The organism is Streptomyces sp. NPDC007971 (genome assembly GCF_042958635.1).
Taxonomy (GTDB): Bacteria; Actinomycetota; Actinomycetes; order Streptomycetales; family Streptomycetaceae; genus Streptomyces.
Genome location: NZ_JBIBJK010000002.1, coordinates 1 through 25,690, shown reverse-complemented (window position 1 = coordinate 25,690; position 25,690 = coordinate 1). Strand labels below are relative to the sequence as shown.

The window sequence follows — 25,690 nt, the reverse complement described above, 5'->3', positions numbered from 1 at the left end:
GCGGCCCGGGTCGCAGGAGAACCGGGCCGCACTCTGGGATCAGGTCAGCTCAGGCCGGCAATGGTGGTGCGGACCTTGGCGATGATCTCGTCGGGGATCGGCGCGTAGCTGTTGTCCGACAGCAGCTTCTGGCCGTCCTCGGAGGCGATGTAGTTGAGGAACGCCTTGGTGGCGGGCAGGGTGTCCGCCTTGTTGCCCTTGTCGCAGACGATCTCGTAGGTGACCAGGGTGATCGGGTAGGCACCCTCGGCCTTGGTCGCGTAGTCGAGCTTCAGCGACAGGTCCTTGCCGGTGCCGACGACCTTGGCGGCCGCGATGTCGGCGGTGGCGCTCTCCACGGAGGGCTTGACCGGGGCCTTGGCGCCGGTGGCGATGGAGACGGTGGTCATGTCCTTGGCGTAGGACAGCTCGAAGTAGCCGATCGCGCCGGAGTTCTGCTTGACGCCCTGGGCCACACCCGCGGAGCCGGAGGCCGCCTGGCCGCCCTGCGCCTGCCAGGCCTTGCCGCCGGAGTACTTCCAGTTGGCCGGGGTGGTGGCGATCAGGTACTTGGTGAAGTTGTCCGTGGTACCGGAGTCCTCGGAGCGGTGGAAGGCCTGGATCTTCAGGTGCGGGAGCTTGGCACCCTTGTTCAGGGACTTGATGGCCGCGTCGTCCCAGTACTTGATCTTGCTGTCGAAGATCTTGGCGGTCGTCGCAGCGTCCAGGACCAGGTTGTCGACACCCGGGACGTTGTAACCGAGGGCGATCGGGCCGCCGACCATCGGGAGGTCGATGCCCTCGCCGCCCTTGCAGACCTGCTTGGAGGCGGTGACCTCTTCCGGCTTCAGCGCGGAGTCGGAACCGGCGAAGGCGAGCTGGCCCTGGTTGAAGGAGGTGACACCGGCACCGGAGCCGCCACCCTTGTAGTTGATCTGCACGCCACAGGCCTGCGAGAACTGCTTCACCCAGGCGTCGATCGCGTTCTTCTGGGCGGAGGAGCCATCGGCCAGCAGCTGGCCCTTGGCGTTGTCACACTTGATGGAGCCCGCGCTGGCCGGCGCCGAGGACTTGCCGCCGGCGTTGTTGTTGCCGTTGTCGTCCGAGCCGCACGCCGTCAGGGCCAGGGCGCCGGAGACCGCGATGGCACCGAGAGACAGGGCGCGCAGCCGGTTCTTGCGCTGAAGCTTCACTTTCGGGAGTTCCTTCCAGGAGCCGCCGCTAGGGGCGGCGTGCGAGGCAAGTAAGAGAGCGCGAGCGCGTTCATGACCGCCCCCGCATCGGGTAGGGCCGAAATTAGGCAGATCAGGTGAAGCGGCCGATGGCCATAAGTGAACGGAGGGTGAACCCCTGCCATCGGCCTGGTTAGGTCACGGAATGCTTACGGGGAGGGCACATGGAGATTCCGACAGGGGGGTTGCACGAACACGTATTCGCCGCTCGTTCACCTGTCACGGGAACCTCTGTGCGCACACCGTCGTCTCGTCCCAGGAGAGCCGAGGAAGGGCGACGGACATGCAACGGCGAACGTTCATATCGGGCGGCGCGGCCGCACTCGCGGCGACCGCGCTGACGGGATGCAGTTCTGGCTCGGGCACGTCCGCCGGGTCCTCGACGCGCGCCTTCTCATCCTCCGGTACGGCCCTGAAGACCACCAGTCAGGTCGCCGCCGCGAACTGGGCAGCTCTCGCCCGCGACCTCGACGGCCCTCTGGTGCGCCCCGGCGACACCACCTGGAAGACGGCCCACCAGCTGTACAACACCCGTTTCGACGGCCTGAAGCCCGCCGCGGTCGCCTATGTCTCGCATGCCGACGACATCCGTACGACCCTGGCGTACGCCCACGCACATCAGATCAAGGTGTCCATACGCAATGGCGGACACTCCTATGCAGGCTACTCCTCCGGTGACAACCGGCTGATCCTCGATGTCTCCCGGCTGAACCGGATCCGGGTGAGCGGCGGGCAGGCGGTGGTCGGCGCCGGCTCCAAGCTGATCGACGTCTACCGGACGCTCGGCGCGAAGGGCGTGACCATACCCGCGGGCTCCTGCCCCACCGTCGGCGTCTCCGGCCTGGTCCTCGGCGGCGGCCACGGTGTCGCCTCCCGCGCCTACGGCCTGACCTGCGACAGCCTCACCCAGGCGACGCTCGTCACCGCCGACGGCACGCAGGTGACCGCCGACGCGAACAACCACTCCGACCTCTTCTGGGCGCTGCGCGGCGCGGGCAACGGCAACTTCGGCGTCGTCACCGAGCTGCACTTCAAGACGCATGCGGCACCGCAGGCGGTGACCGCGTACATGACCTGGTCGTGGTCCAAGGCCGCCACGGTGATCAAGGCCTGGCAGGAGTGGGGACCGTCCCAGCCCGACGAGATCTGGTCCTCGCTGCACCTGGCGAACACCCCGGGCGGCACCCCGACGATCTCGGTGGCCTGCTTCTCCCTCGGCACCTACGGCGAACTCCAGAACGCGGTGGACCAGCTCGCGCACAAGGCCGGCGCCGACGCCCGTTCCGTGACCCTGCGCCGCCGGGGCTACGAGGAGGCGATGGAGATCTACGCCGGCTGCTCCTCCTTCTCCACGGACGCCCAGTGCCACCTGCCGGGCTCCACCCCCGGCCGTTCCCCCCAGGGCCGCCTGGGCCGGGAGACCTACGCGGCCCGCTCCGACTTCTTCGACCGCTCCCTGTCCTCGGCGGGCATCCAGACCCTGCTGCGGCAGATCGGCTCGGTCCGGGGCGGCGGGGGCAGCATCGCGTTCACCGCGCTGGGCGGCGCGGTCAACCGTGTCAGCCCGACGGCGACCGCCTTCGTCCACCGCCGCTCGCGCATGCTGGCGCAGTACATAGCGTCCTGGGGCGCGGGGGGCACCGGCTCCTCGGCCCAGGCCTGGCTCACCTCCGCCCACACCGCGATGAAGCCGTACGCCTCCGGCGCGGCCTACCAGAACTACACGGACCCGACCCTGACGAACTGGCGCACGGCGTACTACGGGGACGCGGCCCCGCGCCTGGCCAAGGTGAAGAAGCAGTACGACCCGGCGAGGTTCTTCGCCTACGCACAGGGGCTGTAGCTCCGGAGCACGGCTCCGGGGCTGTAGCTCTGGAGCACGGCTCCGGCACAGCTGGCGACGACCGCGTTTTCGTTCACGGTGTACCGGGCGAGAAGGTCGAGACGAAGAACTGCACCCGACGGTTCTCGGCTCGCTCGGCCGGACTCGCGGGAGTGACGTGGATCAGGTCGGCGGAGCCACATGCCGCGATCGGCAAAGCGACGTTCTGCAGGGAGGCGATGTCGGCCGGGACGATGCCTCCTGCCGCCAGCACGAGCTCGGCGATCTGGTCGAACAGCCAGTCTCTGGCACTCTCGGCACGGCTCGTGCTGGCAGCCAGCTCGTCGGCGCGACGCTGCTCAGGAGTGAGGCCGGGGGTGTCCACACGGTCCGAGTGGCCGAGGATCATGACGGCGCAGAACTGGCCCGCCGACCCGGACTCCGCCGAAGCCGCCGGAGTCACGGCTTCATCGAAGATCAAGTTCTGCAGCGCAGACCCCAGAGTGTCGAACAGCGTCTTGAATTCGGTCTCGTGGTCACCGTAGCCACCAGCAGAGAACTCTGTGGTCTGCTTCGTCACAGCTATCCCTTCCCGGGCAGGATCCTTCTGCGCTTCAAGCCTGCAGGAGCCCGCCATGACATGCCCAGCTGAACGGAGCCAAAGGGAGGAATGCGGATCCATTCGGCATCGGGATCTCGGGCATCTCGGGATCTCGGGATCAGGGGCGTCAGCGCAAGTGCCGGCCCGGTCCCAGCAGCCGTGGCCGGGCACCGCGGTGCGGAGCGCGCCCTGCCGAGCGCGCCCTGCCGGGGCACTTCACGCCAGGGGCTCCAGCTCGGCCTTCCGGCGGGTGACGGCGGAGCCGTGACGGGTCTGCGGTCGCCGTCGTGCGCGGGACTCACGCCGCCAGGTCGCGCTCCTCGGACTCCACCGGCTTGCGGGCGCCCGGGACCAGCGCGTCCCTCCGCTCGCCCGGCGCCCGGCGGCTCCGGACGATCCAGCCCGCCCGCGGCGACCGCTCCACCGCCTTCATCACCGGGGTGAGCAGGGCCATCGCCGGCGGGGACAGGAGCAGCGCGACCGCCGTGCCGAGCGCGAAGCCGCCGATGACGTCCGTCGGGTAGTGCACGCCCATGTACACCCGGCAGAAGCCCTCCAGCAGCGCCAGCGCGATGCCCGCGATGCCGAAGCGGCGGTTGGCGACGAACATCCCGACACCGAGCGCCATCGTGATCGTCGCGTGGTCGCTGACGAAGGAGAAGTCGGTCTTGCCGGAGACGAGGACGTCCAGTCCCTGATGGTCGTTGAACGGCCGGGGGCGGGCGACGAATCCTCTGATCGGTACGTTGACCAGCACCGCGAGGCCGGCCGCGAGCGGCGCCCACACCAGCGCGGCGACCGAGGACGCGGCGTCCTCGTCGGCCCGGCGGCGCACCGACCACCAGCACCACAGCACCATCAGCACCATCGCGAGCAGCAGCCCGTACTCACCTACGAACTCCATGACCCGGTCGAACCCGTGCGGCGCGTCCTTGGCCAGGCCGTTGATGTCGTAGAGCAGTTCGACGTCGGGGTTCGATCCGGATTCGGCGAGTACAGCCATGGTGCTGCGGCCCCTTCGTCGTCTTCCCGGACGCACCTCGTGTGCGTCGCTCCTGCCCCCCGTGGTTCGTAGATCCGCTTCCGCTGCACTGCCGCACTGACGTCCGCTCGGCTACGTCAACAGGAACGCACGGCCCCCGTTAATACGTTCCACTCTCCACTGAATGATCACGCAGACGTTATCGAAGAGAGACTCGTTATTGCAGCTCAGGGGGCAGGTTCACGGACCGTTCACACCTTGGTGGGGAGTGCTTTTGCGCCATCCTCGGTGACCCGGGTGGCACCGAAATAGTCGGGTGTGTCGATCGGGTCGAACCGGATCACGGCCCCCGACCGCGGCGCGTCGATCATGTATCCACCGCCCACGTAGATCCCCACGTGCCGGATGGCCCGCGAATCGGTGAGGTTGTCGGAGAAGAAGACGAGGTCCCCGGGGAGCAGTTGCCCCCGCGAGGGGTGCGCGCCCGCGTTGTACTGGTCGTTGGCCACCCGGGGAAGCGTGATCCCGACCGCCTCGTAGGCGGCCTTGGTCAGGCCCGAGCAGTCGAAGCGGCCGCCCTGGTCGGCGGTGCCGTTGCCGCCCCACAGATACGGGGTGCCGAGCTTGCTCTGCGCGAACCCGATGGCACCGGCGGCCTGCCGGGTGGGATCGAGCCGCTGGACCGGCGCGGCGAAGCTCTTCTCCAGGCTGCGGATGCGCTGGACGTAGTTCTGCGTCTCGCTGATGCCCGGGACGCCGCCCGCCTTTATGACTCGGTCGGCGCCCGCGTTGTAGGCGGCGAGCATGTTGTCGGTGGTGTTTCCCGGGACGGTCTTCACATACCTCGCCAGTTCGCAGTCGTACGAAGCGGCCGACGGAATCGCGTCGTTCGGGTCCCAGATGTCGCGCTTGCCGTCGCCGTTGCCGTCGATGCCGTGGGTCGCCCAGGTGCCCGGGATGAACTGGGCGATGCCGCGCGCGTCGGCCGGGCTGACCACCGTCGGGTTCCACCCGCTCTCCTGGTACAGCTGGGCGGCGAGCAGAGCCGGGCTGAGCGCGGGACACAGATTGCCCCACTGCTGCACCAGCTGCTTGTAGGCGGACGGCACGGCTCCCTTGGCAAGCCCGCGGCCGCTCGTCGTCGCGCTGTTGACGAGGTTTCCGGCGACGACGTACACCCCGATGACGAGCAGCATGACGAAGCCCATGCCGAGCCCGACGGCCGCTCCACCGATCACCCATACCTTCCGCACGGTTCAACTTTCCCCCATGCGGAGGCCGTTCAAGGCCATTTGGGCGCGAAGTGGCGCCATTTCACAGGTAGGCGTCCCGGGGGAGGTGCTCTCAGCGGGCGCCGATCGCGTCCCTGTACAGCTCGGCCGCTTCCCTGCGCAGCACCACGCTGTACGAGGTGTCCGCCGTCGTGCCGCCCTTGTCGTGTCCGCCGAGCACTCCGACGATCTGGCGGTCGCCGTTGATCCAGGGGCTGCCGCTGGTGCCGCCGGTGAACTCGGGGCAGTCGATGCGCTGTTGTGTGCGGCCCTGCGGGGCGGGCCTGTTGGTGCAGGTGATGGGCGCCTCGCGGGAGTCCGGATAGCCGGTGACGGTCACGGCGGTGGCACCGGTGGCCACCCCGGGCGCGAACCGGTTGCCGCCCACGACGTCCTCGATCCGCTTCCCGCCGACCTCTTCCAGGTGGACGAAGGCGATGTCGCTGTCCTCGCTCTGCTTCTTGGCCCACCCGTCGGGCAGGAACCGCTTGCCCACCTTCCACACCCCGTAGGGCGCCTTGCCGTCCCGGTACCCCGGCACGAAGACAAGATCGCCGTTGTCCTCGTCCACACAGTGCGCGGCGGTGACGATCAGCGTGCGCTGCGGGCTGTGGACCACCGAGGCGCTGCAGAAGTGCCCGCCGGCCAGCTTGCCGACCCGGTCCGCGTCGAACAGCGCACCGATCCGCTTGTTCGGTGAGGTCACGTCGGCGACGGCCGTGACCCCGAAGGGGCCCGGCCCGTCCGAGGCGGCGGCCACGGATGCCGACGTCAGGGCGAGCGTCACCACAGCACACAGCAAGGCGGGACGCGAGGTGAGCCAGATGCGTGAGATGCGCTTCATCAGGCCTCACTCTCTCCCATGAAGGTGAGAATCCCGCCCTGACTTCACTGAGATTTTCCTGTGAAACCTACCTATGGCCGCTGTGCTTCTCCGGAGAGGCGTAAGGCGTGCACCCCACGGTACTGTGCGCCCCCCTCTCGCGCCCCCCGCGCGTCACGCCGGATCGCCCCCACCACGGCACTCCGCCCACAGCAGCTTCCCGCCCTTCGACGCCCCCAGCTCGCGCAGCACGGACGCTCCCCAGGAATCGGCACACGCCCGTACGAGGTGCAGCCCGCGCCCGGACTCGGCGTCGTCCGGCGCCACGGCGGCCCCCTCCGCGCAGAAGCCGGGCGGAACCCGCGGGTCGGTGTCCCAGACGGCCACGCAGAGTCGCCCCGGCTCCCTGCCGAGCAGACGCAGGGCGTAGGGCCCGGCGGTGTGCAGATGCGCGTTGGCGAGCAGCTCGGCGGCCAGGAGTTCGGCGGTGGGCGCGAGGGCGGAGAGATCGTGCGCGGCAAGAACGCTGCGCAGCGTCGCCCGCGCGATCCCCGGTGCGCGTGGATCATGCGGGAGTTGAAGGGTGTAGGTCCAGGGCGGGGCTACGGTGGGCATGGAAGTCTCCGGTCGGTGAAGGCGGTTGAGGCGTCGTGTCCGGGTGCCCAGTGGCCTGCCGGTCCGTCGATCCGGTGCGCTTCTGGGGTGGGGGCCCGGTTGTAAGGTAGCGGCGTCCGAGTAATGCATTACTCGATTTCGCTAAAACCCATTTCAGATGCACCCATGTGAGTGACAGTTGGGGCGGCGAGGAGGACAAGCCCGTGAGAGCCAATCCGACGGGGCGCCAACTCCGCTTGGGCACCGAGCTGCGCAAACTCCGGGAGCAGTCAGGCCTGACAGCCACCGAGGCCGGTCAACTGCTCGGATCCAAGCAGACCCTGATCAGCAACATCGAGGCAGGCCGGGCCGGGGTGAGCCACGAGCGCGTGCGTGCGCTGGCCTGCCACTACGACTGTTCGGACAACGCTCTCGTCGAGGCGATCGCCGGCCTGATCGGTGACCGGAAACGCGGCTGGTGGGAGGAGTACCGCGAGATCCTGCCCGGCTCACTGCTCGACCTGGCCGAGGTCGAGCACCACGCGACGCACCTGTGCACCGCGATCACCGTGCATATCCCTGGCCTGCTCCAGACCGTCGACCACGCCCGCGAGACGTTCCGCCAGGTCGTGCCCGATCTCGCTCCGCCCGACATCGAGCACCGGATCTCGTTCCGCATCAAACGCCAGGCCGTGCTCTACCGGGTCCCGCCTACGCCGTACCTCGTGCTCATCCACGAGGCCGCCCTGCGCATGCAGTTCGGTGGGCCGGCCGTTGCACGAGCCCAGTTGCGGCACCTGCTGGACGCGACCGAGCGGGATCACATCACCGTCAGGGTGCTGCCTTTCGCCGCCGGGGCTTTCCCGGGGTCAGGGCAGTCGATCTACTACTCGCGCGGCCCCGTCCCTCAGCTCGACACGGTTCACCTCGACCAGTCCCACGGCCCCGTCTTCCTCGACGCCGAGGCGCAGCTGAACAAGTACCGCGTCCTGTTGAAGCGGATGGAAGCCAAAGCACTCTCCCCCGAGAAGTCACGGGAAATGATCCACTCCATCGCCCAGGACCTTTGAAGGAACCCATGATGTCCGAGCTCACCTGGCAGAAGTCCTCGTACTGCGGCGAGGGCGACTCCTGCATACACATAGCCGCCACCACCCCCGGCACCGTCCACCTCACCGAATCCGCCGACCCCAGCAGAACGGTCCTCACCACCACCCCCGCCGCCTTCGGCGCCCTCCTCTCCGCGCTCAAGGAGGAACCCGCCCCCGGCCTCCACGACGACAGCGGCGACACTCCCCTCCACCTCCGCTCCGCCGACACGGTCGTCACCACCACCCGCGGCAAGTGGAACGCCTTCGTCCTCGGCGTCCAGGCGGGCGAGTTCGACCACTTCGCCGTGTGACGTCGCGGGCCGCTGAGCTGTCGTGGAGCCGGCGGACAGAAACGGCGCGCCGGTACTGCACCCGCACCGGCGCGCATCGCGTCGAATTCCTCGTGAACCGGCCGCATCTCCGCCCGCGTCGTGCACCTGTGCGGTGCAATCATCCGAACGCGGACCGGCAACGACCCGGATATCAGGTGCCGGTGTTGACGCAGATGGCGTAGACGGTGCCCGAGAACGTGTTGTTCCCGGTGTTGAATACGTTGACCACCCACCCGGTGCTGTCGTTGGTCGGGCCGTTGTCGTGCTCACCGATGTCCGTGCTGTGCCCGGTCCAGCGGATTCCCCCGCCCGTCACTTTCTTGCCGGCGGGGCAGTCCGCCTCGAAAGGGACACCGAGCGATTGGGGAAGGACGTCGAAGTTCTTCGGCACCACCTCGTAGCCCGTGAGGCCCTGCTGGCCGGGTGGAGTCGAGGTCTGTCCGGCGCTCTGGCTGCAATTGATGTTCTGTGTACCACTCACGCTGTTCCCCTGACCCGCTTGTCCCACCGGGATGCAGAGGAGCGTGATCGAGTTCCCGTTGAGCAGCGAGAGAAGACCGTTGTCCTGTGCCTGGGCGCTGCTCGTGCTGAGCAGAAATGGTGCAACGACGGAAACACCGATGGCCGCGATTCGCTGATAGAGCTTCATATCTCCCGCCTTCCGGGGCAGTTCCACTTTTCGCCCCCATAGGTTGTGCTCTAGTCAGCGCATGCCACATGAGGCACACCGAGCGAAACGCCCGGAGCGCCACAGGTTCCATCCATTGCACCCTTACACGTCGCTTCTTTTGGTTTTTGCGGTCGTTGAACGGCTCCTGCACTTGGCGGAAGCTCCCGCCGTACTGAGCCTTCTCAGTTCGAGGCGTTGAGGTGGAGGGTGAGGACTGCTTGGACGAGTCCCCTCTTCTCACACCCGGCCTCCCCGACACACGCCGGCCGGTGAACCTACGTATTCGATTCCGTAGTTCTACTGGCGTCTTTGGAAGCCAGCGTTGGGAGACTCGCCCCGTGAGCTTCCTGACGGAGCCGTGCTGTCACACCGGGGAGCTTGCTGCCTCCCTACTGGTCAACCACCGCCGGCGGTCCAACGGGGAGCGGACGCTGTCTGGTCAATAGAGCCCGTCTGAACATTGGAGAGTCCTCCCTTGGTTTCCAGGATTCGTGTCCTTCTGGGCATGCTCGTGCTCCTGGCGCTGGCCATCGGCGCCATCGCCCTGCTCGCGGCCGCGAAAGCCGATGCCGTCTGGTTCAAAATCGTTCCTCTCGGCATCCTCTTTACCGGCGCGTTCCTCATCCGGTCGCTCGGATGGTTCGGCAAAAAGGCCGGTGACTGACCTGGCGGCTTGCACGTCGGGGTGGACGGTCTCCGAGTGGATGACCACGCGGGTGAGGTCGGCGGCTCGCAGGGCACACGGTTCTCCCGCTCACTGTCCTACTCCTGCGCCCGCAGCCCTTCGGCGAACGTGCGTGCCGCCACCAGGTCGGCCGCGTCGGGGCGTCCCTTCCTGACACCGCCGACGGGCTTGAACGGGAGCCAGGTGTCCAGCGCGCGGCACGAGAAGGAGCCGACCACCTCGAAGCCCTTCTGTTCGAGAAGTCCCGTGAGGGGGCGGGTGTAGGGACGGAACGGCGGCTCGGGAAACCCACTGGTGGCGAAGACGAACGCCTTGCGTCGCTGCTCCCTCGGAAGGGCGCGGACGAACCGGCGCAGGCCCGGATGGAACGACATCGAGAAGATCCCCGACCCGAATCCGACGAGGTCGCAGGCGGACAGCTCGGCCGGGTCGACCTGCTCCGGGGTGACGACGGGGGCCTCCAGGACGTGACCCAGGACGTCGGCGACCTTCTGGGTGTTGCCGTGCGAAACGGAGACACACACGATCATGGCCTTCATGACGATGCTCCTCTCACTTCCGCGTCGATGCGGTGCTTGTAGAACCGCGCACGGTCCGTGAGTGTGACAGCGCTCGACGGTGGCCTGCGTCACCTGCTGTCCGGGGTCTCGTCGTACCGCGTGGCGATGCCGCGCCAGGACCTCGGCCGGCCGCTCAGGCGCTCGACGGTGTCAGCCGGAGAGTCGCGGGTGTCTGCGGCCGGTCCCGCGTGCCCTGGTTGTTGCGGGTCATGGCGTTGTCGACGGTGGGTCTGGGACGGTCGGCGGGGCGGGATCGGTTGTGGACGGTCCGGCGCGGACGACTGCTTGGTCTCCTCGTGGACCGAACAGGTGCAGGATCTCCACGGCGCTCGTGTCCGCGGGGCCGAACCAGTGGGGCTCGGTGGTGTCGAACTCGGCCACTTCGCCGGGCCGCAGCGTGAAGTCCTGCGCCCCGAGGATGAGGCGTAGCCGACCGGCGAGGACGTAGAGCCATTCGTAGCCCTCGTGGGTGACCAGTTCCGGCCGGCGGGGTGCCAGTACCTGCTTGAAGACCTGCACTCGGCCCGGGTACTGCGTCAGGGGCACGAGGACGCTCCCGCGCTCCTTGCGCAGGGGCCGGAGATGCACCCGAGGGTCGCCGCTGGCCGGCGCCGCCACCAGCTGGTCGAGTGCGACGTGGTGCGCCCGTGCCAGCGGGATGAGCAGGTCCAGAGTCGGGTTCCGCTTGCCCGATTCCACCCGGGACAGTGTGCTGACCGAGATCCCGGTCGTGGCCGCGAGTGCCTCGAGCGTCAGTCCCCGTTCCCGGCGCAGCCTGCGCAGCCGGGGCCCGATGCCGTCGAGGATCTGCTCCAGCTCCGCGTCCCTGGATCCTGTCTTCATGGACCCAGTTTTGCAGTGTTCGCAAAATTGATGGGCCTCGGCCGTCGCCCGGGCCGAGCCTTGCCGGGCATTGTTCCCGGACATCAGAGGTAGACCGTGACCGCGACGACACACCCTGTTCCCCCCATGCTGAGCGCGCGCAGACGCTGGACGGTACTGGCCGTCTGCTGCCTGAGCATGTTCCTGGTGGGCCTGGACACCACCATCGTCAATGTGGGTCTGCCCGCCATCGGGCGCGGCCTGGATGTCGGCACGCGCGGTCTCGAATGGACCGTGGACGCCTACACCCTCGTCCTGGCCAGTCTCCTGATCTCCTCCGGCGCACTGGCGGACCGCTTCGGACGCCGCCGGGTGTTCCGGTGGGGGCTGGTCGTGTTCGGCGCGGGCTCACTGGTCTGCGCGCTCGCCCCGTCGGCGGGCGTACTCATCGCGGCGCGCGCCCTGCAGGGCATCGGCGCCTCGATGCTCAGCCCCGTGGCGCTCGCGATCGTGGTGAACGCGATGCCGGACCCGAAGGAACGGGCGCAGGCCATCGGCATCTGGGCGTCGGTGTTCGGACTGAGCATGGCCGCCGGACCCGTCACGGGCGGCGCGCTGCTCGCAGGGCTCGGCTGGCGGGCGCTGTTCTGGATCAACGCACCCGTCATCGCGGCCGCTCTGCTGCTCAGTGCGGTGTTCGTGCCGGAGTCCCGGGCACAGCGGGCCCGGCGGCTCGACCTGCCCGGCCAGGTGCTGCTGACCATGGTCCTCGCAGCCGCGGTCGGCGTCCTGATCGAAGGGCCGCGCATCGGCTGGACGTCGCCCGCCGCACTGGCGGGATACGCATGGGCGGCCGTGGCGACAGCCGGATTCGTGTGGGTCGAGTCCCGCCGACGTGATCCGCTGATGGATCTGCGGCTCTTCGGGCGCCCGGTCTTCAGCGGTGCCGTCGTGGGCGCGGTGGCGGTCTTCGTCGCCCTGAACATGACCCTGCTGCTGAACACCCTCTACCTGCAGCGCACTCGGGAATGGACGCCGCTGGCCGCCGGCGTGGCGACCTTGCCCATGGCCGTCGGAGCGACCGTCTGCGCCCCCTGGTCCGGCCGCATGGTCGGTCGCGCGGGACCGCGGCTGCCGCTGCTCCTTGCCGGCGGCTTCATCACGGCCGGCGGGCTCTGCCTGGTCCGGCTCACCCCGCACACGAGCGTGCTCCTGCTGCTGACCGCATACGCGCTCATCGGCATCGGGTTCGGCTTCGCCAACGCCCCGATCACCAACACCGCGGTCAATGGACTGCCGCCCGCCCGTGCCGGCGTGGCCGGGGCGATCACCTCCACCGCACGGCAACTCGGCTCCGCCCTCGGCATCGCTCTCGCCGGCGGCCTGGTCACGGCCACCAGCCCGGCGGGGCTCCCCCAGGCGTCCCGCCCGGGCTGGATCCTGGTCGCCACCTGTGGCGCACTGCTCTTCCTCGTCGCCCACACATCACGGCCGAAAGAGGAGGCCACCACGGGCCTCGCCTCCCGACACCGGAGCCGGAGCCGGAGCCGGAGTCAGGACGTCCGGGCCGTCGTGGACCGCCACTGAACGCCCGTCAGTTCCTCCGAGAGCGTCCACAGCCGCCGGGCCGCCTCCGGATCGCTCGCCGCCGCGCTGCGACCGACCAGCGTCGGGGTGCCGCGCATCTCCCCGAGGCCGTCGGGACCGACGTACGACGCACCGGGCAGGTCCTGGGTGGCCGCGTAGAGGGTCGGAAGCGCACCGGAGCGGTCGTCCTGTGCGAGCACCTTGTTGCCGAGGCCCATGAACGCCCGTGCCACCGGGTTCGCGTGGTGGCTCTGCAGGTTGGTGGCCGCGTAGCCGGGGTGGGCCGCCAGGGCGCGCACCGACGAGCCCGCCTCGGCCAGGCGGCGCTGGAGTTCCAGGGTGAAGAGCAGATTGGCCAGCTTGGACTGGGCGTAGGCGCGGGACGGGGAGTAGCGCCCGCGCAGGTTCACGTCCTCGAAGTGGATCACTCCGTCGCCCGCGCGGTGGAGGCCGGAGGAGACCGTCACGACGCGGTCGGTGACGTACGGCAGCAGCAGGTTCGTCAGCGCGAAGTGCCCGAGGTGGTTCGTGCCGAACTGCATCTCGAAGCCCTGCTTCGTCCGCTGCTCGGGCAGCATCATCACGCCCGCGTTGTTGATCAGCAGGTCCAGCGGGCGGTCCCAGGAGGCGGCGAACTCCCGGACCGAGTCCAGGTCCGCCAGGTCCAGGCGGCGCACCTCGGTGCTGCCGCTCACCCTCGCCGCCGCGGCACCGCCGCGCGTGAGGTCCCGTACCGCGAACACCACGTGCGCCCCGGCCCGGGCCAGCGCGTCCGCGGCCGCGAAGCCGATGCCGCTGTTGGCGCCGGTGACCACGGCCGTACGGCCGGCCAGGTCGGGGAGGTGGGTCGCGTTCCATGTGCGCTTGCCGCGCGCTTCGGTCGTCTCAGCCATGCAGCCCAATGTAGACATCGCCAACAATGCTGTCAATGACAACAATGATGGCAACGGCAACTATATTGACGACGTCAACATCGGGATACGATGGTGCGCATGTCCCGCATGTCCCCGTCAGCCGCGAGCCGCCCCTACCACCACGGAGACCTGCGCGCAGCCCTGCTCACGAGCGCCGAGCGCACCCTGCGGGAGAAGGGGGCCGGCGCGCTCTCGCTGCGCGAACTGGCCCGTGACATCGGCGTGAGCCACGCCGCTCCCGGCCGCCACTTCAAGGACAAGCAGGCCCTGCTCGACGCCCTCGCACTGGACGGGTACGAGCGCCTGAACCGGACCCTGGACGCCGCCGCCGAGCACCCCGGCCGCACCCTCGAGGAGCGGATGACGGCACTGACGCGGGCCTACCTCGGCTTCGCCGTCGAGAATCCGGAACTCCTGGAGCTGATGTTCGCGCGCAAGCACGACCCCGACAGCTCCGCACAGCTCGCCTCGGCCGTCGACCGCTCCCTGGCCTCCCTCACCGGGATGATCGCGCAGGCCCAGGACCAGGGCGAGATCGTCCCGGGCGATCCCGAGCGCATCATGATGGTCGCCGCCGCGACCCTGCACGGCCTCGCCGCCCTCATCGCCAGCTGCGCCCTGGACGCGGAGGAGGCCCTGGCCGGCGTGGACGTACACGTCCACCTGCTGCTGCACGGACTCCGCCCGCGTTGACGCCCGGCGGCGCCGCCCGCAGGGACAGGCCACCCTCTACGCGCGCAGAAGCAAGCTGGGCCCACCCTGTGCCGCAGGTCAAGCACAGGCCAGCACACTTCCATCCCACGGCCATCGACCAGTAAGCCGCCAACCCCCTTCGGTATGGCGGGAGTCAGGATTCGAAGCCCTGACTTGTTTGTCGCGTACTCAACAAGCGATCGTCGTGGCGGGCCGCCGCCCCCACCGGAAACCTCACACCGGTGGTCCCCCGCCCGCAGGCCTCTGTCAACCCCATCCACAGGAGGCTGTACGTTGCGTACGCCCGCCCCCACCACCCCACACATACGCGGCAGATGGCGCCGCATCAGCTCCGCCGCCGCGGCCACCGCGGCACTGGTGGCCGCCGGACTCGGCACCGCCGCCCACGCGGACGCGGCCACCCCGACGGCCCACCACGTGAGCGCACAGGCCATCGCCGCACAGGTCGCCAAGGCCCATGTGCGGTACACCAATGCGTGCTCCACGACCCCGAAGAAGGGCTACGCGTCCTGCCACGCCCTGCGCGTCACCGGCGGCACCACCGCCTTCCAGGAGGAGCAGGCCGCCAAGAAGGGCATCGCGCCCAGCACCGTCAGCCCGAAGGCCGCCTCCGACTCCCCGACCGGGTACGGCCCGAGCGACCTCCAGGACGCCTACGGCCTGGCCGACGCCGCCGCCTCGGCCGGCTCCGGCGAGACCATCGCGATCGTCGACGCCTACGACGACCCGAACGCCGAGGCGGACCTCGCCGCCTACCGCTCGTACTACGGCCTGCCGGACTGCACCGGCGACAACGGCTGCTTCGAGAAGGTCGGCCAGACCGGCTCCACCACCTCGCTGCCCAGCGCCGACAGCGGCTGGGCAGGCGAGATCTCCCTCGACCTCGACATGGCCTCCGCCGTCTGCCCGAACTGCAACATCCTGCTCGTCGAGGCCAAGTCCGCGAGCGACGCCAACCTGGGCACCGCCGTGAACGAGGCCGTCAAGCTGGGCGCGAAGTTCGTCTCCAACAGCTACGGCGGCTCCGAGTCGTCCTCCGACACCTCGTACGACTCCAAGTACTACAACCACCCGGGCGTCGCCATCACCGCCAGCGCCGGCGACGAGGGCTACGGCGCCGAGTACCCGGCCGCCTCCAAGTACGTCACCGCCGTCGGCGGCACCGCCCTGAAGTCCTCCTCCAACAGCCGCGGCTGGAGCGAGAGCGTCTGGAGGACGTCCAGCACCGAGGGCACCGGCTCCGGCTGCTCCGCCTACGACGCCAAGCCGAGCTGGCAGACCGACACCGGCTGCACCAAGCGCATGATCGCCGACGTCTCCGCCGTCGCCGACCCCGCCACCGGCGTTTCCGTCTACGACACCTACGGCTCCGACGGCACCGGCTGGAACACCTACGGCGGAACCAGCGCCTCCGCCCCGATCATCGCGGGCGTCTACGCCCTCGCGGGCACCCCGGGCTCCGCCGACTACCCGTCGAAGTACCCGTACGCCGCGGCCGGCACCTCCGCCCTCAACGACGTCACCAGCGGGACCAACGGCACCTGCTCCACCAGCTACTTCTGCACCGCCAAGTCCGGCTACGACGGCCCGACCGGCTGGGGCACCCCCGAGGGCACGGACGCCTTCACGGGCTGAGCGGCAGCATCTCCGACCGCCCCGTCGGGTCACGGGGAGCCGCCGCCCGAGGGGGACGTGGGGTCCCTTCGGCGGCACGGAGAGGAGGACGGGCCACGGCAGCCGGCCGCGGCCCGTCCTCCCTGCGCGAGCCCCTGCCCGATCCCCCACCCGCCCCTTCGTCCGTTCCCTCGTCCGATCTCGCGCCCGTTCCCTCGTCCGTTCCCTCGTCCGAGGACGTCTCGGCCTCCCCGCCCGGAGACGTCCCGGCCCAGGAGCCCCGGTGGCCGACGCCGGGGCCCTCTCCTTTTCCGTCGTTTTCCGTCCGTGAGAACATCGTCTCGACACCTCACCCGACCAGCCGTCAGAAACCGTGCCAGGTCGTAAAGGGGGACAACGACGGAACCACACGACAGGTTCCGCACCCACCTCGTTGCCCGGCGTGACCTGCCGTGATACACAGAGTGACCGTACGGGCCATTCGTACGAAACCCGCCAGTCAATGACGTCAAGTCGACATACGACGGCGCCGTCGTCGGCGAGAATGATGCTTGACCTCTGCACACGGCAGAGGCGATGCAGAACTACCCACCAGGGGCGGTGACTTACATGCTCTTTGCGGCCGACAAGGGAGACATCAACACCATCATCGGCGGGATCGCTCCGGACTGGGGCCCCTTCGGCAGCCTGGGCAACGAGGCCAAGGTGATGATCGAGGTGGTGATGGCCGTCGCCATTCTCCTCTGCCTCGGCATCGCGGTCTGGGGTGCCGCCAAACAGCGGATCGGTGCGACCGCGCTGCGCGACACCTTCAGCGCGGAACAGGGCAAAGGCCTCATCATCGCCGGCCTCACCGGAGTCTTCATCATCGGCTCCCTCGGCACGCTGTTCACGATCGTGTACGGCATGGCGGTCTGACGGCCCGCTCCCTCCGTACCCTCCCGGGCACGCCCGGTCGTCCCCTCCACCCCACCCACCCGTCGTGCCCACCGGCAGAGGTTGCGTTTCCCTGATGTCGAGTCACCACACCGCGCCCGCGCGGGAACCAGCACGGCTACCGTCGTATCTCTACGAGGTGGAGGGGGCGTACGCGGCATGAGTCACGGAGACGAGCAGGGTTACACCGAGGCGGGCCAGACCCGCACCCGGCTGCCCGGGGGCGACCCGTACGGCGGGGCACCCCGACGAGGCGGCCGTTCCTCCTCACGGAGCCTGGTCACGGTCGTCGGCGTGGTCGTCCTCCTCGTCGCCGCGATCGCCTTCGCGAACCGAGGAGACGATTCGCCCGGCCACGGCTCGAGAACGAAGGACGACCGCCCGCACACCTCGTCCACCGCGGCCAGCGGCACAAAGCCGGTGGAGACGAAGACCGCCACCATCCCGTCCGGCTTCGCCCACACACCACAGGGAGCACAGAGCGCCGCGGCGAACTACGCGGTGGCACTGGGCTCGGCGGACATGTTCGACAAAGCCCGCCGCAACTTCATCCTCCAGGCCATCGTCACGCCGTCCAAGGTGACGACGTCCCAGGCGGCGATGGATAAGGCCTACACACCGGCGTTCAACCAGAGCCTCGGCCTGAGCGCGAGCGGGGCGGCTCCCCAGGGCTACACGTTCGTCTCGCGCACGAGTCCCGTCGGGACCAAGGTCACGGAGTCCACCAGCGACACCGCCACGGTCGCGGTCTGGTGCAGCGGACTCCTCGGTCTCGCCGGCGACAAGTCCACCAACCCGGTCACCAACAGCTGGTTCACCATCACGATGAAACTCGAATGGACCGCGGGTGACTGGAAGATCATCACGCATTCCCAGCAGGAGGGCCCGGCGCCCGTACCCGGCGACGACAAGGCCTCCAGCTCGGACGATATCTCGAAGGCCGTCGACGAGTACGGAGGGTTCACCTATGCCCGCTAGCCGCCGCGTACTCACCCTGGCAGCCGCCGTCACGGCCGTGCAGACGGCAGCGGTCCTCGCAGCCACCCATGCCTTCGCCGCGCCCTCCCCCACGCCTTCGCCCACGAAGAGCACCGACCGCTGCGACCTGATCCACGGCGCCGCCAAGCAGTTCTGCGAGAAGGACAACGGCTCCAAGGGCCTCACCAGCAACGACCCCAACGACACCCTCGGCACTGTCGACCCCCTCACCTCCCTCGCCAAGGGCTGTGCCAACGCCGCCTCCTGGACCATCCAGAAGCTCAGCCACGCCGTGAAGGAGACCGCGAACGTCGACTTCACGAACACCAAGTTCCTTCAGCAGTACGCCGTCGTCTTCGCCGCGTCCACCATCCTGACGCTCCTGCTGTGGCTGCTGGCCGTGGCCAAGAGGGCCGTACGGGGCGTGCCGCTGACCACCGCCATCTCCGAGGCCATCGGCTTCCTCTGGCTGACCGTCCTCGCCTCCGCCTTCACCCCGCTGATCCTGTACACCGTCGTCTCGGCGACCGACGGCGTCACCGACGTCCTCGCGAAAGCCACCGGCGACCAGGCCGACACCTTCTTCGGCACCTTCTCCGGCGCCCTCGACAAAGGCACGAACATCGGCGGCGGCCCCATCATGCTGATCGTCGTCTCCCTGGTCAGCATCCTCGCCGCCGGCATCCTCTGGCTGGAGCTGGTCATCCGCGCCGCCCTGCTCTACGTCGGCGCCCTCCTCGGCACCGTCGTCTACGCCGGCCTGGTCGACAAGAACCTCTGGGGCCACGTGCGCCGCTGGGCCGGGATCATGATCGCCGTGATCCTCGTCAAACCCGTGGTGGTGATAGTGCTCGGCTTGGCCGGAGCCCTCTCCGGCGACAACGGCCCGGACTCCTTCTCCGCCGTCGTCTCCGGCCTGTCCATCATCCTGCTCGCCATCTTCGCCAGCGCGATGATCTACCGCTTCGTGCCCGGCTTCGGCGACGAGATCGCCAACGGCCGCAACAACCGCATCATGCAGGGCGCCGAGAGCAAGGCCGCCGCGGTCATCACCTCCCCTGCCTCCTTCGTCGCCCAGGGCATCAAGACCCACAGCTCCCGCGCCGACAGCAACGGAGGAGGCGGCGGAGGAGCACCCCGCCCGGCCAACCCGGCCTCCGGCGGCGTCGCAGCCCACAGCAGCCGCACCCCCCAGGGCGGCGGCGGGGCCGTCCCCTCCGCAACACCCGCGCCGCGCGCACCCAGCCCGGCCAACACCCCACATGCCAGCAACACCCGCAACAGCAGCAACCGCTCGGGAGGTGAAGGGCGTTGACGACCGAGTCCCACATGGCCCATCCGGTCACGCCCCGCCGTACGTATCTGATCGGCCGGGCCCGGCCGAACGCGATCGTCGGCCGCAACCGCGAGTCCGGCGAGATCGCCCTGATCATCGCCGGCGCGTTCCTCGGCATGATGTGCGGCCTCCTCGTCCCGGTCCTCTCCCTGCGGATCGTGCTGCTCACGGGCTTCCCGCTGATCGCGCTCGCCGCGGTCTACGTGCCCTACAAGCGCCGCACGTTCTACAAGTGGTTCGAGATCAACCGCTCGTACAAGCGGACCATCAAGCACGGCGCCACCTACCGCTCCGGTGCCATGGAGGCCGGCACCCGGCTGGAAGGCCGCGAGGTCGAGATCGGCCCGCCGCCGGGCATCGGACGGATCACCTGGCTCGCCGCGCCCTTCGGGCCCGACGAGATCGCCGTACTCCTGCACGCCGACCGCAAGACCGTCACGGCCTGCATCGAGATCGAGGGCCCCGGCGTCGGCCTGCGCGACTCCGAGGACCAGGAGGCCCTCGTCGACCGCTTCGGCACGCTGCTCAAGCACGTGGCCAACGGCGACGGCTTCGTCACCCGGCTGCAGATGCTCGCCCGCACCCTGCCCGCCGACCCCGACGCCCACGCCAAGGACGTCACCCAGCGCGGCGACACCCGCTCACCCGAATGGCTGCAGCAGTCCTACGACCAGCTCCAGTCCATGGTGTCCACCAGCAGCGAGCAGCACCGTGCCTACCTCGTCGCCTGCATGCACTTCACCCGCGAACTGGCCGCCGAGGCCCACGCCATGGCACGCGCCGCACGGCCCCAGTCCGGACGCAAGCTGGACCGCGACGCCGGCCTCGCCGTAGTCATGGCCCGCGAGCTGACCGACATCTGCTCGCGCCTGCAGGAGGCCGACATCCGTGTCCGCCAGCCCCTCGGCCAGGGTCGGCTCGCCTCCCTCATCCACTCCATGTACGACCCGGACCACCCCATCGACCACATCCAGGCGATGACCAAGCGCAACGCCTGGCCGGCCGAACTGGACGCCATGGAGCCCACCTTCCTCCAGGCCAAGACCCGCGAGTCCGCCACCCGCGCCCCCTGGTGCCACGCCACGGCCTGGGTCAAGGAGTGGCCGATGACCCCCGTCGGCGTCAACTTCCTCGCGCCCCTGCTCGTCCACACCCCGGACGTCATCCGAACGGTCGCCGTGACGATGGATCTCGAACCCACCGAGGTAGCCATCGAACGCATGCTGACCGAGAAGACCAACGACGAGGCCGAGGCCTCCCGCGCCGCCAAGATGAACCGGACGGTGGACCCCCGGGACGTCGCCGCGCACAACCGCCTCGACCAGCGGGGTGAAGACCTCGCCAGCGGCGCCGCCGGGGTGAACCTGGTCGGCTTCATCACCGTCTCCGCCCGCTCCCCCGAAGCCCTCAACCGCGACAAGCGGACCATAAGGGCCTCCGCCGGAAAGTCGTACCTGAAGCTGGAATGGTGCGACCGCGAGCACCACCGTGCCTTCGTGAACACCCTCCCGTTCGCCACCGGCATCCGAAGGTAGGGACACCACATGCGGGATCCGCTGTCCGTCCTCACCGAAGCCTTCACGTCCTTCCTGTTCGGAAAGGTCGAGACGACCCGGCTGCCGGTACGCACCTCCACGGGCCAGGCCCAGGCGGTCTACCTCCCGACCGCCGCGCCCGGCCTCGGCGACTCCGGCGTCATCATCGGCCGCGAGGTGTACTCCGGCAAGGGCTACATCTACGACCCCTTCCAGCTCTACGGCCAGCAGCTCCCGGCCCCGCACTGGCTGGTCCTCGGCGAGTCCGGAAACGGCAAGTCGGCTCTGGAGAAGACGTACGTCCTGCGGCAGCTGCGCTTCAAGGACCGCCAGGTCGTCGTCCTGGACGCCCAGGGCGAGGACGGCGTGGGCGAATGGAACCTCATCGCCGAGGAGCTGGGGATAACCCCCATCCGCCTGGACCCGACGGCCGCCCTGGACCACGGCATCCGCCTCAACCCCCTCGACCCCGCGATCACCACCACGGGCCAGCTCGCGCTGCTCCGCACGATCATCGAGGTCGCGATGGGCCACGGCCTGGACGAACGTTCCGGCTTCGCCCTCAAGGTCGCCCACTCCTACGTCAACGAGTCGATCGTCAACCGCCAGCCGGTCCTGACCGACATCGTGGAGCAGCTGCGGCACCCGGAGCCGGAGTCCGCGGAGGCGATGAACGTCGCCATAGACGACGTACGGGCCTGGGGCCTGGACGTCGCCCTGGTCCTCGACCGGCTGGTCGACGGTGACCTGCGCGGCATGTTCGACGGCCCGACCACGGTCGGCATCGATCTCGACGCGCCCCTCATCGTCTTCGACCTGTCCCACATCGACCGCAACTCCATCGCCATGCCCATCCTCATGGCGATCGTCGGCGTGTGGCTGGAACACACCTGGATCCGCCCCGACCGCAAGAAGCGCATCTTCCTCGTCGAAGAGGCCTGGCACATCATCAACAGCCCGTTCGTGGCCCAGCTGTTCCAGCGGCTGCTGAAGTTCGGCCGCCGCCTCGGACTGTCCTTCGTCGCCGTCGTCCACCACCTGTCCGACGTGGTCGACGGCGCGGCGGCGAAGGAAGCGGCCGCGATCCTGAAGATGGCGTCGACCAGGACGATCTACGCGCAGAAGGCGGACGAGGCGAGGGCGACGGGCCGCGTGCTGGGCCTGCCGCGCTGGGCGGTGGAGATCATCCCCACCCTCACCCCCGGCATCGCGGTCTGGGACGTCAACGGCAACGTCCAGGTGGTCAAGCACCTGATCACGGAGACGGAACGACCGCTGGTCTTCACCGACCGCGCGATGACCGAGTCCTCCAGCGACCTGGCGGCGGACAACGCTCTGCACGCCGCGGAGCTGGAGGCCGAGCAGCGGGCGGCGGCCTTCGTGGAGCAGCATCTGGGCGACTCCGAATCGACGGTGGCGTAGGGGAGCAAGCGTGAGACCGGACAACCGCGGTCACGGCCGCCGTGACAGCCACGGCCGCGACGGCCGTCGGGAAGGCCAGGGCGGCATCCCCGACGGCCTCCTGGTCGGCTTCATCGCCTTCATCCTCGGCATGACCCTGCTGGTGTGGACGTCCACGGGCCTGTCGGGCCTCTTCTCCCGAGGCGCCTGGCCCGAGGGCATCACCTTCACCCGCACCCCCCTGGCCATGCGCCACCTCATCGGCCGGCCCCACGACCTCGCCGGCGCCTGGCCCGACACCCCTCCGTCCCAGCTCTCCGGCTGGGGCCTGTTCTGGGGCCTGCTCATCGGGCAGCTGATGGCCCTGATCGTCCTCGCCATATTCGTGATGGGCACGGTGGCGAGATGGCGGGCAGGACGGGTGAACCGAGCCTTCGAGCGCGGGGCGGCGAAAGGCCGCGCCAAGTCGTCCGCACCGGCCCAGAGCCCGGCACCGGCCACGACGCCCGCCCCACCACCGGACCGGCACCACGAGGTCCCCGTACCGCGCACGCCCCCGGCCCCATGGCCGGCACAGCCCGCAACGGCACAGCAGCCGGAGACGGGGACAACGACACAGCCGGCAGAGGCCGGGAAGGCAGGACAGCCGGCAGAGGCTGCGGCAGTGGGACAGCCGACAGAGGCTGGGACAGTGGGACACCCGGCGGAGGCGTTGCAGGGGGCGGCGGCGTCGGGGCCGTTGGCTCACTTCTCGACCGACGGTGAACGGGCGGGTGGGTGGGAAACGAACCGTGCCGCAGGCGCGGTGGTCTACGGACCCCCCGCAAGCCGCCTCACACCCGCAACCCGGGCCATCCAGGACGCCCCCGGCCCCACCGTGGTCGTCACCTCGAACCCGGCCCTCTGGACGGACACCAAGGACGCCCGCTCCAAACTCGGCCCCACCCTCCTCTACGACCCCACCCACCTCTGCGACACCCCGGCCCGCCTCCACTGGCCCCCCACCACCGGCTGCGAGGACAAACAGACCGCACTCCAGCGAGCCACCGCCCTCCTGAGCCCTGTCCGCCCCACCGCCAAGCTCGACCAGGCCATGGCCGACACGGCGACGACCCTCCTGCGCAGCTATCTCCACGCCGCCGCCCTGGAGAACCGCACCATCCGCCACGTGCACCGCTGGTCCCAGGGCAACCAGGTCCAGGACGCCGTACGAACCCTTCGCACGCACCCGGGCGCCGCCCCCGGCGCCGCCGGCGAACTCGAGGCCGCCCTCACCGCCTACCCGGAACGCCGGGACATGGCGCAGGAGTTGACCAGCCGGGCGCTGTCCGCCCTCTTCACGGTCAACATCCGCGAAGCCTGCGCCCCAAACCGAACTGATGCGCTCACCTTGGATTCCTTTGTTCACGAAGGGGGCACGCTTTATGTTGTCGGTGCATCCATCGAAGACCCGAGGACCGATCCGGGCGCGATGCCCCTCTTGACGGCCCTCGTCTCAAGCGTGGTCGAGCGCGGCCGGCGCATGGCCGAACGGTCATCCTCCGGTCGGCTCGACCCACCAATGACCCTCGTCCTGGACGACGTCGCGGCCGTGGCCCCGCTGCCCCAGCTGCCCGACCTGCTCGCCACCGGAGCCGGCCAGGGCCTGCCGACCCTCGCCCTGCTCCGCTCCCGCGAACAGGCCCGGGCCCGCTGGCCCCACCAGGAACTACCGGCCTGACCCGCGCTCCAGCACGAACTCCAGCTCGTTCTCGGCCTCGTCCTTCGAGAACGACACGACCCGCCCGCTCGGACCGAACCCGGCCTTGCGGTACGCCGCCTGGGCCCGCGCGTTGTCCGCGTGGACGAACAGCCGCACCCGCTCCACGTCCTGCTCCCAGGCCCAGGCCACACCGGCGTCGAACAGCGCCTTGATCAGCCCGTTCCCGCGGTGCTCAGGCTGTACGAACACCCCGACCACATGCCCCTGCCGCTGCTCGACCGGATATCCGGCCCAGTCCTCGGTCCCGGCCTCCTCCAGCAGCACGGTGACGGTACCGACCCAGGTTCCGTCCGGCGCTTCGGCGATGAACTGCCGTGCCGCCCGGGATCCCTCACCGGATCCGACGGCCCGCTCCTGGTAGAAGGAGTCCGGCCGGGCCAGGGCATCCTCGTAGGTCTCCAGGAAGGCGATGTGCGCGACCGGGTCCTGCAGCGCGTCCAGACGCAACTGCTTCACGGCCGCCCACTCGTCGGGCCGTATGCCGCGGACGACGTAGTCACTGCTGGTCGAGGTACTCATGCAGTCACGGTAGCCGCGACCGCCAGAGCCCTCACCCCAAATATCCGGTGCCCGGTGTCAGTGCCGAGTTCTACCGTGTCCGCATGACCACACTTCCCGATCGCCCCAACACCGCACTGCTGATCATCGACGTCCAGAACGGCGTGGTCGCCGGCACCCCCAACCGGGACGGCGTCATCGCCAACATCAACACCCTGCTCACCCAGGCCCGCACGGCCGGGGTACCAGTGATCTGGGTGCAGCACTCCGACGACGAGCTCAAGGAGGGCAGCGAGAACTGGAAGTACGTCCCGGAGCTGGTCCGCCACGACACCGAGGCCCTCGTCCACAAGAACTACCCGGACTCCTTCGAGGACACCGAGCTGGAGTCCGTGCTGGCCGAGCACAAGGTGGGCCGGCTTTTCGTCACGGGCGCCCAGACGGACATCTGCATCCGCTCGACCCTGCACGGCGCGATCGTCCGCGGCTACGACGCGACGTTGGTCGCGGACGCCCACACGACCGAGGACCTCTCCCAGTACGGCGCCCCCGCCCCGGAACAGGTGATCGCCCACACCAATCTCTACTGGAAATGGCACAGCGCGCCCGGCCGGCAGGGCGGGACGATGGAAACGGCCGAGGTCACTTTCTAGCCGAACGCAGAAAACCCCCGCATCCAACGATGCGGGGGTTTTCCCAAAATTTGTTCGGCGGCGTCCTACTCTCCCACAGGGTCCCCCCTGCAGTACCATCGGCGCTGTGAGGCTTAGCTTCCGGGTTCGGAATGTAACCGGGCGTTTCCCTCACGCTATGACCACCGAAACACTATGAAACTGTGAACGCCACACCACCCATTACAGGCGGGGCTGTTCGTGGTTTCAGAACCAACACAGTGAACGCGAGCAACTGAGGACAAGCCCTCGGCCTATTAGTACCAGTCAACTCCACCCG

25 protein-coding genes and 1 rRNA gene are annotated in these 25,690 nt (G+C 69.2%); 14 read left to right on the top strand and 12 right to left on the bottom strand.

Annotated elements, in window-relative coordinates; all coding sequences use genetic code 11:
* Positions 1-44: 44 nt before the first annotated feature.
* Positions 45-1,172 (bottom strand): phosphate ABC transporter substrate-binding protein PstS, encoded by a 1,128-nt coding sequence (gene pstS / locus ACFZCP_RS03795; protein WP_391423767.1) that lies wholly within the window; start codon positions 1,170-1,172, stop codon positions 45-47.
* Between the two features lie 322 nt (positions 1,173-1,494).
* On the opposite strand from pstS, the gene ACFZCP_RS03790 reads away from it, so the two are divergent.
* Entirely contained in the window at positions 1,495-3,054 is a 1,560-nt protein-coding gene (locus ACFZCP_RS03790; RefSeq protein WP_391423766.1) for an FAD-binding protein, read from the top strand.
* A 73-nt stretch (positions 3,055-3,127) separates the two neighbouring features.
* On the opposite strand, the gene ACFZCP_RS03785 is transcribed toward ACFZCP_RS03790, so the two are convergent.
* The 5 genes from ACFZCP_RS03785 to ACFZCP_RS03765 form a co-directional block, all read right to left on the bottom strand.
* Entirely contained in the window at positions 3,128-3,613 is a 486-nt protein-coding gene (locus ACFZCP_RS03785; protein WP_391423764.1) for a hypothetical protein, read from the bottom strand.
* A 319-nt stretch (positions 3,614-3,932) separates the two neighbouring features.
* Positions 3,933-4,637: a phosphatase PAP2 family protein gene (locus tag ACFZCP_RS03780; protein ID WP_391423762.1), complete on the bottom strand. Its 705-nt coding sequence runs from the start codon at positions 4,635-4,637 to the stop codon at positions 3,933-3,935.
* A gap of 230 nt (positions 4,638-4,867) precedes the next feature.
* Entirely contained in the window at positions 4,868-5,824 is a 957-nt protein-coding gene (locus ACFZCP_RS03775) for an NlpC/P60 family protein (protein ID WP_391424682.1), read from the bottom strand.
* A gap of 136 nt (positions 5,825-5,960) precedes the next feature.
* Complete coding sequence (locus ACFZCP_RS03770; protein WP_391423761.1) at positions 5,961-6,731, bottom strand: trypsin-like peptidase domain-containing protein; 771 nt, start codon at positions 6,729-6,731, stop codon at positions 5,961-5,963.
* A gap of 153 nt (positions 6,732-6,884) precedes the next feature.
* The gene (locus ACFZCP_RS03765; RefSeq protein WP_391423759.1) at positions 6,885-7,325 is read right to left on the bottom strand and encodes an ATP-binding protein; all 441 of its coding nucleotides are present in this window, start codon (positions 7,323-7,325) and stop codon (positions 6,885-6,887) included.
* Between the two features lie 203 nt (positions 7,326-7,528).
* On the opposite strand from ACFZCP_RS03765, the gene ACFZCP_RS03760 reads away from it, so the two are divergent.
* Together ACFZCP_RS03760 and ACFZCP_RS03755 are read left to right on the top strand one after the other, a co-directional pair.
* Positions 7,529-8,374 carry a helix-turn-helix transcriptional regulator gene (locus ACFZCP_RS03760; protein ID WP_362681910.1) on the top strand — a complete coding sequence of 282 codons (846 nt, stop codon included), beginning with the start codon at positions 7,529-7,531 and terminating at the stop codon, positions 8,372-8,374.
* Positions 8,375-8,385: 11 nt separating this feature from the next.
* Positions 8,386-8,706 carry a DUF397 domain-containing protein gene (locus ACFZCP_RS03755; RefSeq protein WP_391423757.1) on the top strand — a complete coding sequence of 107 codons (321 nt, stop codon included), beginning with the start codon at positions 8,386-8,388 and terminating at the stop codon, positions 8,704-8,706.
* Positions 8,707-8,878: 172 nt separating this feature from the next.
* Here ACFZCP_RS03755 and ACFZCP_RS03750 read toward each other — a convergent pair whose 3' ends face one another.
* Positions 8,879-9,376: a hypothetical protein gene (locus ACFZCP_RS03750; protein ID WP_391423755.1), complete on the bottom strand. Its 498-nt coding sequence runs from the start codon at positions 9,374-9,376 to the stop codon at positions 8,879-8,881.
* A 526-nt stretch (positions 9,377-9,902) separates the two neighbouring features.
* On the opposite strand from ACFZCP_RS03750, the gene ACFZCP_RS03745 reads away from it, so the two are divergent.
* On the top strand, positions 9,903-10,061 hold the full coding sequence (locus tag ACFZCP_RS03745; protein ID WP_391423753.1) for a hypothetical protein: 159 nt from the start codon (positions 9,903-9,905) through the stop codon (positions 10,059-10,061).
* 98 nt (positions 10,062-10,159) lie between these two features.
* Here ACFZCP_RS03745 and ACFZCP_RS03740 read toward each other — a convergent pair whose 3' ends face one another.
* Both ACFZCP_RS03740 and ACFZCP_RS03735 read right to left on the bottom strand, forming a co-directional pair.
* Complete coding sequence (locus ACFZCP_RS03740; protein WP_391423750.1) at positions 10,160-10,621, bottom strand: flavodoxin domain-containing protein; 462 nt, start codon at positions 10,619-10,621, stop codon at positions 10,160-10,162.
* A gap of 228 nt (positions 10,622-10,849) precedes the next feature.
* The gene (locus ACFZCP_RS03735) at positions 10,850-11,485 is read right to left on the bottom strand and encodes a helix-turn-helix domain-containing protein (protein WP_391423749.1); all 636 of its coding nucleotides are present in this window, start codon (positions 11,483-11,485) and stop codon (positions 10,850-10,852) included.
* 126 nt (positions 11,486-11,611) lie between these two features.
* Here ACFZCP_RS03735 and ACFZCP_RS03730 point away from each other — a divergent pair, with 126 nt between their 5' ends.
* On the top strand, positions 11,612-13,051 hold the full coding sequence (locus tag ACFZCP_RS03730; protein ID WP_391423747.1) for a DHA2 family efflux MFS transporter permease subunit: 1,440 nt from the start codon (positions 11,612-11,614) through the stop codon (positions 13,049-13,051).
* On the opposite strand, the gene ACFZCP_RS03725 is transcribed toward ACFZCP_RS03730, so the two are convergent.
* Positions 13,018-13,944 (bottom strand): oxidoreductase, encoded by a 927-nt coding sequence (locus tag ACFZCP_RS03725; RefSeq protein WP_391423745.1) that lies wholly within the window; start codon positions 13,942-13,944, stop codon positions 13,018-13,020. The genes ACFZCP_RS03730 and ACFZCP_RS03725 overlap by 34 nt on opposite strands.
* 99 nt (positions 13,945-14,043) lie before the next feature.
* Here ACFZCP_RS03725 and ACFZCP_RS03720 point away from each other — a divergent pair, with 99 nt between their 5' ends.
* The 8 genes from ACFZCP_RS03720 (at position 14,044) to ACFZCP_RS03685 (ending at position 24,199) form a co-directional block, all read left to right on the top strand.
* On the top strand, positions 14,044-14,658 hold the full coding sequence (locus ACFZCP_RS03720) for a WHG domain-containing protein (RefSeq protein ID WP_391423743.1): 615 nt from the start codon (positions 14,044-14,046) through the stop codon (positions 14,656-14,658).
* Positions 14,659-14,952: 294 nt separating this feature from the next.
* Positions 14,953-16,314 carry a peptidase S8 gene (locus ACFZCP_RS03715; protein ID WP_391423741.1) on the top strand — a complete coding sequence of 454 codons (1,362 nt, stop codon included), beginning with the start codon at positions 14,953-14,955 and terminating at the stop codon, positions 16,312-16,314.
* Between the two features lie 588 nt (positions 16,315-16,902).
* Positions 16,903-17,211, top strand: coding sequence for a hypothetical protein (locus ACFZCP_RS03710; RefSeq protein ID WP_014673544.1), 309 nt, complete (start codon positions 16,903-16,905; stop codon positions 17,209-17,211).
* Between the two features lie 177 nt (positions 17,212-17,388).
* The gene (locus ACFZCP_RS03705; RefSeq protein ID WP_362681934.1) at positions 17,389-18,207 is read left to right on the top strand and encodes a hypothetical protein; all 819 of its coding nucleotides are present in this window, start codon (positions 17,389-17,391) and stop codon (positions 18,205-18,207) included.
* Positions 18,197-19,522: a hypothetical protein gene (locus ACFZCP_RS03700; protein WP_362681937.1), complete on the top strand. Its 1,326-nt coding sequence runs from the start codon at positions 18,197-18,199 to the stop codon at positions 19,520-19,522. Before ACFZCP_RS03705 ends, ACFZCP_RS03700 begins: the two co-directional genes overlap by 11 nt.
* Positions 19,519-21,078 carry an SCO6880 family protein gene (locus ACFZCP_RS03695; RefSeq protein ID WP_362681940.1) on the top strand — a complete coding sequence of 520 codons (1,560 nt, stop codon included), beginning with the start codon at positions 19,519-19,521 and terminating at the stop codon, positions 21,076-21,078. Before ACFZCP_RS03700 ends, ACFZCP_RS03695 begins: the two co-directional genes overlap by 4 nt.
* Before the next feature lie 9 nt (positions 21,079-21,087).
* Complete coding sequence (locus tag ACFZCP_RS03690) at positions 21,088-22,500, top strand: ATP-binding protein (RefSeq protein ID WP_391423739.1); 1,413 nt, start codon at positions 21,088-21,090, stop codon at positions 22,498-22,500.
* Between the two features lie 10 nt (positions 22,501-22,510).
* Positions 22,511-24,199 (top strand): type IV secretory system conjugative DNA transfer family protein, encoded by a 1,689-nt coding sequence (locus ACFZCP_RS03685; protein WP_391423738.1) that lies wholly within the window; start codon positions 22,511-22,513, stop codon positions 24,197-24,199.
* Here ACFZCP_RS03685 and ACFZCP_RS03680 read toward each other — a convergent pair.
* Entirely contained in the window at positions 24,188-24,760 is a 573-nt protein-coding gene (locus tag ACFZCP_RS03680) for a GNAT family N-acetyltransferase (RefSeq protein ID WP_391423736.1), read from the bottom strand. The two genes, ACFZCP_RS03685 and ACFZCP_RS03680, sit on opposite strands and share 12 nt — an antisense overlap.
* An 83-nt stretch (positions 24,761-24,843) precedes the next feature.
* Here ACFZCP_RS03680 and ACFZCP_RS03675 point away from each other — a divergent pair, with 83 nt between their 5' ends.
* Complete coding sequence (locus ACFZCP_RS03675; RefSeq protein ID WP_391423734.1) at positions 24,844-25,392, top strand: isochorismatase family protein; 549 nt, start codon at positions 24,844-24,846, stop codon at positions 25,390-25,392.
* A gap of 52 nt (positions 25,393-25,444) precedes the next feature.
* On the opposite strand, the gene rrf is transcribed toward ACFZCP_RS03675, so the two are convergent.
* Positions 25,445-25,561, bottom strand: a 5S ribosomal RNA gene (gene rrf, locus ACFZCP_RS03670).
* Positions 25,562-25,690: the final 129 nt, after the last annotated feature.

What these genes read in the sequence shown, in the direction of transcription:
- ACFZCP_RS03740 (WP_391423750.1), bottom strand. Translation starts at nt 10,621, where the DNA reads ATGAAGGCCATGATCGTGTGTGTCTCCGTTTCGCACGGCAACACCCAG.
- ACFZCP_RS03775 (WP_391424682.1), bottom strand. Translation starts at nt 5,824, where the DNA reads ATGGGCTTCGTCATGCTGCTCGTCATCGGGGTGTACGTCGTCGCCGGA.
- ACFZCP_RS03765 (WP_391423759.1), bottom strand. Translation starts at nt 7,325, where the DNA reads ATGCCCACCGTAGCCCCGCCCTGGACCTACACCCTTCAACTCCCGCAT.
- ACFZCP_RS03750 (WP_391423755.1), bottom strand. Translation starts at nt 9,376, where the DNA reads ATGAAGCTCTATCAGCGAATCGCGGCCATCGGTGTTTCCGTCGTTGCA.
- ACFZCP_RS03720 (WP_391423743.1), top strand. Translation starts at nt 14,044, where the DNA reads ATGTCCCGCATGTCCCCGTCAGCCGCGAGCCGCCCCTACCACCACGGA.
- ACFZCP_RS03790 (WP_391423766.1), top strand. Translation starts at nt 1,495, where the DNA reads ATGCAACGGCGAACGTTCATATCGGGCGGCGCGGCCGCACTCGCGGCG.
- ACFZCP_RS03675 (WP_391423734.1), top strand. Translation starts at nt 24,844, where the DNA reads ATGACCACACTTCCCGATCGCCCCAACACCGCACTGCTGATCATCGAC.
- ACFZCP_RS03730 (WP_391423747.1), top strand. Translation starts at nt 11,612, where the DNA reads ATGCTGAGCGCGCGCAGACGCTGGACGGTACTGGCCGTCTGCTGCCTG.
- ACFZCP_RS03745 (WP_391423753.1), top strand. Translation starts at nt 9,903, where the DNA reads ATGCTCGTGCTCCTGGCGCTGGCCATCGGCGCCATCGCCCTGCTCGCG.
- ACFZCP_RS03780 (WP_391423762.1), bottom strand. Translation starts at nt 4,637, where the DNA reads ATGGCTGTACTCGCCGAATCCGGATCGAACCCCGACGTCGAACTGCTC.
- ACFZCP_RS03725 (WP_391423745.1), bottom strand. Translation starts at nt 13,944, where the DNA reads ATGGCTGAGACGACCGAAGCGCGCGGCAAGCGCACATGGAACGCGACC.
- ACFZCP_RS03700 (WP_362681937.1), top strand. Translation starts at nt 18,197, where the DNA reads ATGCCCGCTAGCCGCCGCGTACTCACCCTGGCAGCCGCCGTCACGGCC.
- ACFZCP_RS03690 (WP_391423739.1), top strand. Translation starts at nt 21,088, where the DNA reads ATGCGGGATCCGCTGTCCGTCCTCACCGAAGCCTTCACGTCCTTCCTG.
- ACFZCP_RS03735 (WP_391423749.1), bottom strand. Translation starts at nt 11,485, where the DNA reads ATGAAGACAGGATCCAGGGACGCGGAGCTGGAGCAGATCCTCGACGGC.
- ACFZCP_RS03705 (WP_362681934.1), top strand. Translation starts at nt 17,389, where the DNA reads ATGAGTCACGGAGACGAGCAGGGTTACACCGAGGCGGGCCAGACCCGC.
- ACFZCP_RS03710 (WP_014673544.1), top strand. Translation starts at nt 16,903, where the DNA reads ATGCTCTTTGCGGCCGACAAGGGAGACATCAACACCATCATCGGCGGG.
- ACFZCP_RS03755 (WP_391423757.1), top strand. Translation starts at nt 8,386, where the DNA reads ATGTCCGAGCTCACCTGGCAGAAGTCCTCGTACTGCGGCGAGGGCGAC.
- ACFZCP_RS03680 (WP_391423736.1), bottom strand. Translation starts at nt 24,760, where the DNA reads ATGAGTACCTCGACCAGCAGTGACTACGTCGTCCGCGGCATACGGCCC.
- ACFZCP_RS03770 (WP_391423761.1), bottom strand. Translation starts at nt 6,731, where the DNA reads ATGAAGCGCATCTCACGCATCTGGCTCACCTCGCGTCCCGCCTTGCTG.